This is a genomic window from Caulobacter sp. P1_B12_2 (assembly GCF_056406675.1).
In genome coordinates this window covers 1-7728 of sequence record NZ_JBFTZS010000212.1, presented here as the reverse complement: position 1 = coordinate 7728, position 7728 = coordinate 1, and the positions used below count along the sequence as shown (strand labels likewise).

Annotated in this window: 10 protein-coding genes and 1 tRNA gene; 8 read left to right on the top strand and 3 right to left on the bottom strand. The window is 66.5% G+C overall.

The window, feature by feature from the left end:
* Positions 1 to 214 precede the first annotated feature (214 nt).
* On the bottom strand, positions 215 to 1057 hold the full coding sequence (locus tag AC1DZ6_RS14265) for a ferredoxin--NADP reductase (protein ID WP_477097821.1): 843 nt from the start codon (positions 1055 to 1057) through the stop codon (positions 215 to 217).
* Positions 1058 to 1341: 284 nt separating this feature from the next.
* Between AC1DZ6_RS14265 and AC1DZ6_RS14260 the strand changes: the two genes are divergently transcribed.
* Entirely contained in the window at positions 1342 to 1731 is a 390-nt protein-coding gene (locus AC1DZ6_RS14260; protein WP_477097820.1) for a hypothetical protein, read from the top strand.
* 65 nt (positions 1732 to 1796) lie between these two features.
* On the opposite strand, the gene AC1DZ6_RS14255 is transcribed toward AC1DZ6_RS14260, so the two are convergent.
* Positions 1797 to 1979: a hypothetical protein gene (locus tag AC1DZ6_RS14255; RefSeq protein ID WP_477097819.1), complete on the bottom strand. Its 183-nt coding sequence runs from the start codon at positions 1977 to 1979 to the stop codon at positions 1797 to 1799.
* Positions 1980 to 2232: 253 nt separating this feature from the next.
* Here AC1DZ6_RS14255 and AC1DZ6_RS14250 point away from each other — a divergent pair.
* The 4 genes from AC1DZ6_RS14250 (at position 2233) to AC1DZ6_RS14235 (ending at position 5526) form a co-directional block, all read left to right on the top strand.
* Positions 2233 to 2308, top strand: a tRNA-Trp gene (locus tag AC1DZ6_RS14250).
* Between the two features lie 63 nt (positions 2309 to 2371).
* Positions 2372 to 2689, top strand: coding sequence for a preprotein translocase subunit SecE (secE, locus tag AC1DZ6_RS14245; protein ID WP_477097818.1), 318 nt, complete (start codon positions 2372 to 2374; stop codon positions 2687 to 2689).
* 8 nt (positions 2690 to 2697) lie between these two features.
* Positions 2698 to 3255 carry a transcription termination/antitermination protein NusG gene (gene nusG, locus AC1DZ6_RS14240; RefSeq protein WP_477097817.1) on the top strand — a complete coding sequence of 186 codons (558 nt, stop codon included), beginning with the start codon at positions 2698 to 2700 and terminating at the stop codon, positions 3253 to 3255.
* Between the two features lie 273 nt (positions 3256 to 3528).
* The gene (locus AC1DZ6_RS14235; RefSeq protein ID WP_477097816.1) at positions 3529 to 5526 is read left to right on the top strand and encodes a hypothetical protein; all 1998 of its coding nucleotides are present in this window, start codon (positions 3529 to 3531) and stop codon (positions 5524 to 5526) included.
* Here AC1DZ6_RS14235 and AC1DZ6_RS14230 read toward each other — a convergent pair.
* Positions 5507 to 5965, bottom strand: a complete 459-nt coding sequence (locus AC1DZ6_RS14230) for a MerR family transcriptional regulator (protein ID WP_477097815.1) — start codon at positions 5963 to 5965, stop codon at positions 5507 to 5509. The genes AC1DZ6_RS14235 and AC1DZ6_RS14230 overlap by 20 nt on opposite strands.
* Positions 5966 to 6038: 73 nt before the next feature.
* On the opposite strand from AC1DZ6_RS14230, the gene AC1DZ6_RS14225 reads away from it, so the two are divergent.
* The 3 genes from AC1DZ6_RS14225 (at position 6039) to AC1DZ6_RS14215 (ending at position 7621) form a co-directional block, all read left to right on the top strand.
* Positions 6039 to 6788 carry a MauE/DoxX family redox-associated membrane protein gene (locus tag AC1DZ6_RS14225; RefSeq protein ID WP_477097814.1) on the top strand — a complete coding sequence of 250 codons (750 nt, stop codon included), beginning with the start codon at positions 6039 to 6041 and terminating at the stop codon, positions 6786 to 6788.
* 103 nt (positions 6789 to 6891) lie between these two features.
* Positions 6892 to 7122, top strand: a complete 231-nt coding sequence (locus tag AC1DZ6_RS14220) for a hypothetical protein (RefSeq protein WP_477097813.1) — start codon at positions 6892 to 6894, stop codon at positions 7120 to 7122.
* 40 nt (positions 7123 to 7162) lie between these two features.
* Positions 7163 to 7621 (top strand): N-acetyltransferase family protein, encoded by a 459-nt coding sequence (locus tag AC1DZ6_RS14215; protein ID WP_477097812.1) that lies wholly within the window; start codon positions 7163 to 7165, stop codon positions 7619 to 7621.
* Positions 7622 to 7728 lie beyond the last annotated feature (107 nt).

The window sequence follows — 7728 nt, the reverse complement described above, 5'->3', positions numbered from 1 at the left end:
GCCCTGGACCCTGGTCAGCCACATGCGCTGGGACCGGACGTTCAAGCGGCTGGGCGGCGGCGTCAGCTGAACCTCAGCTGTCATCCCGGACGAACCCGGCGAAGCCGGGTGAAGATCCGGGACCGCCGGAAGCGCGGCGCTCAGGCGTCGGTCCCGGATCGGCGCGCTGCGCGCTTGTCCGGGATGACAATGGAGAAGGTCGGGGCGTTGGCCCTTACCCCACGAACGCCCGCTCGATCACGAAGTCGCCCGGCTCGGCGTTGGAGCCTTCGGTCAGGCCGTGGGCTTCCAGCAGGGCGGCGGTGTCCTTGATCATCGCCATCGAGCCGCACAGCATGGCGCGGTCGTGCTCTGGGTCGAACTGCACCTGCTCAAGACCCAGGTCGGCGAACAGCCGGCCCGAGCTGATCAGGTCGGTGAACCGGCCCTGGCGCTCGAACGGCTCGCGGGTGACGGTGGGATAGTAGACGAGCTGGGCCTTGGCCTCGTCGCCGACCAGCGGGTCGTCGTGGATCTCGCTGGTGAACAGGTCGCGATAGGCCAGTTCCTGCACTTCGCGCACGCCGTGGGCGACGATCACCTGCTCGAAGCGGGCGTAGGCGTCGGGGTCGCGGGCCACCGACAGCCAGGGCGCCAGGCCCGTGCCGGTGCCGAACAGGAACAGGCGCTTGCCCGGGCGCACCGCGTCCAGCACCAGGGTGCCGGTCGGCTTCTTGCCCAGCAGGATCTGGTCGCCTTCCTTGATCTGCTGCAGGCGCGAGGTCAGGGGGCCGTCGGGCACCTTGATCGAGAAGAACTCCAGCTCCTCGGCGAAGTGCGGCGAGCCGATCGAATAGGCGCGCAGGATCGGCTTCTTCTCGCCCAGGTCCTCGCGAGGCGGCAGGCCGATCATCACGAACTCGCCCGAGCGGAAGCGGAAGCTGGCCGGGCGGGTGATCGCGAAGCTGAACAGGCTGTCCGTCCAGTGCTTGACCCACAGCACGGTCTCGGTGTGCCAGGCGGCTTCCTTGGGAGCCGGGGGGACGGACGCGGTGGCGGTGGTTTCGATGGCCGTCATAATGTGCGTTTCAAGTCCTGGACGCGCGGCGGACCGCGGAGTTCTGAGAAGGCGCCGCCACGGCCCTGAAGCGACTGCGTCTCATGTGAGCACAGGCGCGTGGATGTCAACTTTGCTGGTCTGAAAGGGCTTTGAGAAATTCTTCCCCAAAAGCGTCAAAATGGCGGGCGCCTGTTTTTTGAACCGTGTCAAAATTGTGATTGCCGCCTCCCCAAACGGGGCGCACTCTTCCTCTGCTTCCTCGCCGTGAATACAGCGCGGAGGCCAATGATACGGAGGAACGTATGCGGGTAAGGTTCGTAAAGGCCGCCGCGGCGGCCAGTCTGTTAGCGTTAAGCGTAGCTGCCTGCGGGCAGGAAACCGGCAATACCGGTCAGCAAGCTCAACAAGTCTCTCTCGAAGGCAAGGCGGTCAGCGCCTCCGGTTGCGTGCGGCCGGTGGAATCGACGTCGTGCATGGTGGTTCGCGGTCCAGGCGGCGGCTACTACGACATCTCCGGAGCCTCACCGGCCCCGGATCCCACTAAGGGCGTGGCGATCTCCCTTCAGGGGCGCGACCAGGGTGAGAACACCCAATGCGGCCGCAAGCTCGCGGACGTGAAGTGGTCGTACCTGAACATCCAATGCGCCGCCCTTACCCCGGCGCCCGCGCCGGAAACTGAAAAGGCCGGCTGATCGACGTCTAGAGCGTGACAGCCGAAGGCGGATGCCGGTTTCGGCGTCTGTCACGCTCTAAATGTCTAGGCTTCACCGGACCCTGGATCCGTGCGGGTCTTCGGCGAGTCGGAGCTGCCCTCCGCGCCGCGCGGTTCGGTCGCGGGACGCGGGGCCTTTCCGTCGGCGCCTGGAGCGGGGCGCTGGTTCTCGTTCTCGACCTCGCGGTTAGACGGCCTTTCGGCGTTCGGGCTGGCGGATGTCGGCATGGCGGGCTCCTCGAGATTGCGACGGCGCCAAGGCCTAACGCGCCGCGCCAGGGGCTGATCCTTTGGAACCGCGACAGGAACTGGCCCTCGAAAGCGCGGATCGCGCTCCGGCCGCTTGCCGGGCTCGAACGACCCTGCTAAACGACGCGGCTCTGGCGATGAGACCAACGCGCTGGCGGGCTTGAAAGAGCCTACCGGCGCGATGTTCATTGTCGGAAAGCCGGAATCTCCGCTAAGGGGATCGCGGTTCCGCAGGAGTGTAGCTCAGCTGGTAGAGCATCGGTCTCCAAAACCGAGGGTCGTGGGTTCGAGTCCCTCCACTCCTGCCACTATATGTCATCGGTCACCCGGCTTTCGGGCTGACCTATCGAAAGTCGCGAGCCTCTTAAGTCATGGCCAGGAAACCGGGTTCTAGCCCGTCTGCGATCAAGAACCGCGCCGCGAAAACGGCAGCGGCGCTCGCGCCCGCCGGTCAAGCGGCCGCCGCGGCGAAGGCTCCGGCCCCGCCGAGGAAGCCGATCAATCCGGTTCGTTTCGCGCAGGAAGTGCGCGCCGAAGCCCGCAAGATCACCTGGACCACCCGCAAGGAGACCTGGATCACCTCGGTGATGGTCTTCATCATGGTGGTTCTGGCTTCGCTGTTCTTCACCTTCGCCGACTGGATCCTGGGCCTGGGCGCCAATTTGCTCCTCAAGATCGCCGCGGGATAAGAAACATCATGAGCACCGACACCGCGTCCAATCCGAACCACAAGTGGTACATCGTCCACGCCTACTCGAACTTCGAGAAGAAGGTGGCCGAGAGCATCCGCGAACAGGCCAAGAGCCACGGTCTGGAAGACAGCTTCTCCGAGATCCTGGTTCCGACCGAGGACGTCGTCGAGATCCGTCGCGGCCGCAAGGTCAACGCCGAGCGCAAGTTCTTCCCCGGCTACGTGCTGGTGAAGATGAACCTCTCGGACGAAGCCTATCACCTGATCAAGAACACCCCGAAGGTCACGGGCTTCCTGGGCAGCGCGTCCAAGCCGCAGCCGGTCTCCGAAAAGGAAGTCCAGCGCATCATCGGCACGATCGAAGAGGGCGTCGAGCGTCCCAAGACCGTGGTGCTGTTCGAGATCGGCGAGAACGTCCGCGTCACCGACGGTCCGTTCGCCAGCTTCAACGGCTCGGTCGAGCAGGTCGACGAGGAGCGGGCCCGCCTGCGCGTCACCGTCTCGATCTTCGGCCGCGCCACCCCGGTCGAACTGGAATACAGCCAGGTCGAAAAGATCGCCTAAGGGCGGCCTTCAACGCCGAGCTTTCGAAAACCCCGCGCCCGCAAGGCGCGGGGTTTTTGCTGTCCGGCCTCGGGGCGCGAGGCGGGCGGCGTCGCCACGCGATGCGGCGTTCTCGAACCCCGAAGCATTTCATCTCCAATGCGGTGAGCCTTTTCGATTTCGCGAGGGGTGATGGCTTTCAGTCGTTCGGCCTTTCGGAAGGCGTCCCTCATCGTTCTCGCGGGGCTGGCGGTGTCGGGCGCGCTCCCCGCCCGAAGCCAGGCGGCTGCAAAGGTGGTCGCTGGTCGCAGCGACCTGGGCGCCTGGGCCAAGGCGCAGCCGCGAAAGCTCGAGGTGGAGCGCCGGGACAGCGGATCCATTACGCCCGTGTCGCTGACCGAAATCGCGACCGATCTGTATTTGTTCGTGAACTACAGAAACATCTATCTGCTGGACGCCAAGACCAGAAAGGTCTCGCCGGTCCCCGTGAAGATCGGCGCGAAGCGCTACAATCCGACGTCCATATATTACAGCAAGGTCTTGGGGCAGGTTGTCGTCGCCAACTACACCAAGCAGGACGTGCTGATCTTCAAGTTGAGCCTTTCGCCGAAGCGCGAAGTCGATCTGGAGCTTGTCGAACGCCTGACCCATCCGACTGGCATCGTCGGCGCGGAGGGTGTCGATCTGACCGATGACGGGCGGTTCATGGCCGTGGCCAGCTACGAAGGCAACAGCGTCTCGCTGTTCGAGCGCGTGGGCGGGCGCTGGACCTACCGTTGGACATCGAAAGCGCTGTCGGCGGCCCATGCCGTCACGATCTCCGGCGATGCGGTCTATGGCGGCGGGATGAACGCGATCGCGAAATTCGACATCCGCGATGGGCGTGAGATCAAGAGAATCTCGGAGATCGCATCAAAACCCATACAGTTCGCCACCTGCCTGGGGCGCGATGGCCGCAACGGCGGGGTCTTTGGATCCGACGCCATCGCCGGAAGCGTCTTCAGCCTGGATGCCGACCTCAACGTCATGGAGGCGACGGGAAGCAACGGCCCCGGACCCGGCAGGCTGTCGATGCCGTACTGCGCGTACCGCACCGATCGGGAGACGCTGATCCTGTCCACCTATCAAGAGCGGATCATCAGGATACGAGACGGGAGGGCTGACTCCCTGGAGATGAGAGACGGCGACTTCCAATATCTGGAAAGCTCGAAAGCGCGCCCGGATCTGGTGCATTTCGACAGGTTCGACAAGCTGGCCGGCGCGGCGCCGCCCGTCGAGATCATGGGGCTCAAGCTGAAGCCCCGATACGGGTCCTTGAAGGCCGACAACGGCACCGAGCTGATCCTGCCCAACAGGACCGGCATGCTCGCGGCGACCTGGCTCTTCTATCTCGTCTCCACGGCCCAGAGGGACGGCGACGTCCTGATCGCGGCCAATTCGGCCCCCGGAATGATCCTGTTCGAAGGCGAGACCGGCCGCCTGGGCCTCAAGCTCACGGACGACTGGGACTGCTGGGCCGACGGCGCGGACGTCTTCTGCCCGAAGCAAAGGACGCCCGTGAAGGACCTGTGGAGCGGGGCAGATTTCATGACACCGGAAACGACCCTGGCCGGCATTGCGCGCTCGGCGGGCAAACCCATCGCCACAGTCAAGGCCGAGCTGTCCAGCGACGGCGGCCGCGACCTGCTCCGCCAGTTGAGCGACGAGGAGCCCAACGCCAAGGCCGCCAAGCAGTACCTCGATTGGGCCCAGGGCAAGTCGACGCCCCTGGTCGAATACTGGATCGCCTGGTCCCTGGCGGGAAGGAGCCTGCCCGACACCGTGATCGCGCAGCGCGCGCGGGCGGCCCGGCCTGACCGGGCGGTCAATCCGCTGGCGGGGCGGCTGATCTCCAGCGGGGACCTGAAGCCCTATGGGGTGAGCTTTGCCGGAGACTACGCCCAGACGGTCTGGAACGCGGCGCAGGAGGCGTCGGCTTCGCTGGACGGCGGCGCCTGGATCGGCATGGATTTCGGTCCGGGCAAGGCCGTCGCCATCCACGAGGTCGAGGTGAACTGGGTGCTGCCGGCGGCAACGCCCAAGGCGGTCAAGGTCGAGGCCTCGGACGACGGGCGGGCCTGGGAGGCGGTCGATCGCTTCGACACCAATTCATCCAGCACGCCGGGAGCCCCCTACTGGTACCAGTCGGCCAGGATCAATAAGGCCGACATCGCCAAGCGATACTGGCGAATAACGCCGACGGTCAGCTTGGTCGGGCGGTTGTCTGTGGAGTTCATCGATTTTCGGCCCTGAAACCGGATGCACCGGAGGCCTGGCGCGYGTCGTCCGCCGCGTCGAACGCCGACAGGATGGGGCAGGGGCCGGAGGTGGTCTCGCCGCAGGTGCGCGCGAGCCGTTTGAGCGCGTCGCGGGCCGCCTCCATCTCGGCGATCTTCTCGTCGAGCGCGGTGATGCGCTCCAGCGCCAGCCCACGGGCTCGGGCGTGATCGTCGCCGGCGTCCAGGACCAGCAGTTCGGCGATCTGCTCCAGGGTGAAGCCGGCCGCCTGGGCGGCGCGGATGAAGCGCAGGCGGCGCACGTCGGTCTCGCCGTAGCGTCGCACGCCTCCGGCCGAACCGCCGCCGTCGGGCCGGGCGGGTTGGTCCAGCAGGCCGCGGCGCTGGTAGTAGCGCACGGTCTCCACGCCCACGCCGCCCGCCTGGGCCAGGCCCGAGATCGTCGTCGTCCTCATGTCTTGACTCCGTACCATGGTACGGACCCCATATGAGCGCGGTCCTGTTCTCGGACAAGTCGGAGACCCCGCGATGACCGCTCCAGCCACCGCCCCCCGGACCGCCGTCCTCTACCGGATGGTCACCGACCAGCATGTCTGCCCCTGGGGCCTGCGCGCCAGRGACCTGCTGCGCCGGAAGGGCTACGCGGTCGAGGATCACCGGCTGACGACGCGGGAGGAGATCGACGTCTTCAAGGCCGCCCACGGCGTGGCGACCACGCCCCAGGCCTTCATCGGCGGCCAGAGGATCGGCGGCTACGACGACCTGCGCCGTCGCTTCGGCCTGCGAGTGCGCGATCCCAAGGCCAAGACCTACACGCCGGTCGTGGCGGTGTTCGCGGCCACCGCCCTGATGGCCCTGGCCGTCAGCCATGCGGCCAGCGGCCAGGCCTTCACGGTCCACGCGGTCCAGACGTTCATCGCCCTCTCGATGTGCGTGCTGGCGATCCTGAAGCTGCGCGACGTCGAGACCTTCGCCACCATGTTCCTGGGCTACGACCTGCTGGCCCAGCGCTGGCCGCGCTATGGCTGGGTCTATCCGTTCGCCGAGCTCGGGGCGGGGGTGCTGATGCTGGCGGGCGTCCTGACCTGGCTGTCGGCGCCGGTGGCGCTGTTCATCGGCGGCGTGGGGGCGGTGTCGGTGTTCAAGGCGGTCTATATCGACAAGCGCGAGCTGAAATGCGCCTGCGTGGGCGGCGACAGCAACGTGCCGCTGGGCTTCGTCTCGCTGGTGGAGAACGTGATGATGGTCGCCATGGCGGTCTGGATGCTGGCGATGTAGCGGACTTTTACGGCCCGCTGACGCCGGCGGGCCGGAGTCGAATGGACCCCTTACGAGGGTCGGCGCGACAAGGATGGGTGTTTTCCAGTCCGGAACCCGTCAGATGTCCGCCTTTCATTGCAAGCTCGCCTCCCTGGCCCTGGCCCTCGCCGCGGTCGCGGGGTTCGTCCTGCTGCTGGTCCTGGCCGGCCAGCACCCGCAAGCCGCGCCGCTGCTGCGCATCCTGGCCTTCCTGTGGCTGATCGCGGCGGGCGCCTCGAAGCTGGTCTTCGACCTGACCGAGACGGCGGGGCGAGAGGCGCATCCCAAGCCGTTGCGTCACACTGAAGAATAGCCAGGATGCAACGCGACCGCCGCCGTTTCAGGACCCGACCATGACCGACCTCGTGATCCGCCCCGTGACCCGCGCGGACCGCGAGCAATGGCTGCCCCTGTGGGACGGCTACAACGCCTTCTATGGCCGCTCGGGCGACACGGCCCTGGACCCGGCGGTCACGGCCATGACCTGGTCCCGGTTCTTCGACGCCTACGAGCCGGTCCACTGTCTGGTCGCCGAACAGGACGGCCGCCTGCTGGGCCTGACGCACTACCTGTTCCACCGCAGCACCACGGCGATCGAACCCAGCTGCTACCTGCAGGACCTGTTCACGACGGACCAGGCGCGCGGCAAGGGCGTGGGCCGGGCGCTGATCGAGGCGGTCTACGTCGCGGCGCGGGAGGCGGGAGCGTCACGGGTCTATTGGCAGACCCACGAGACCAACGCGACGGCGATGAAGCTGTACGACCAGGTGGCCGAGAAGTCGGGGTTTCTCGTGTATCGGAAGCTGCTCTGAGCCCATCCGCGACAAAGGCTATTTCGCCCGCAGCCCCGTCATCATCACGTCCAGCAGCCGCCGGGCGCTGACCTCCCAGCCGGGCTGTTCGTAGCCCTGGCTGATGC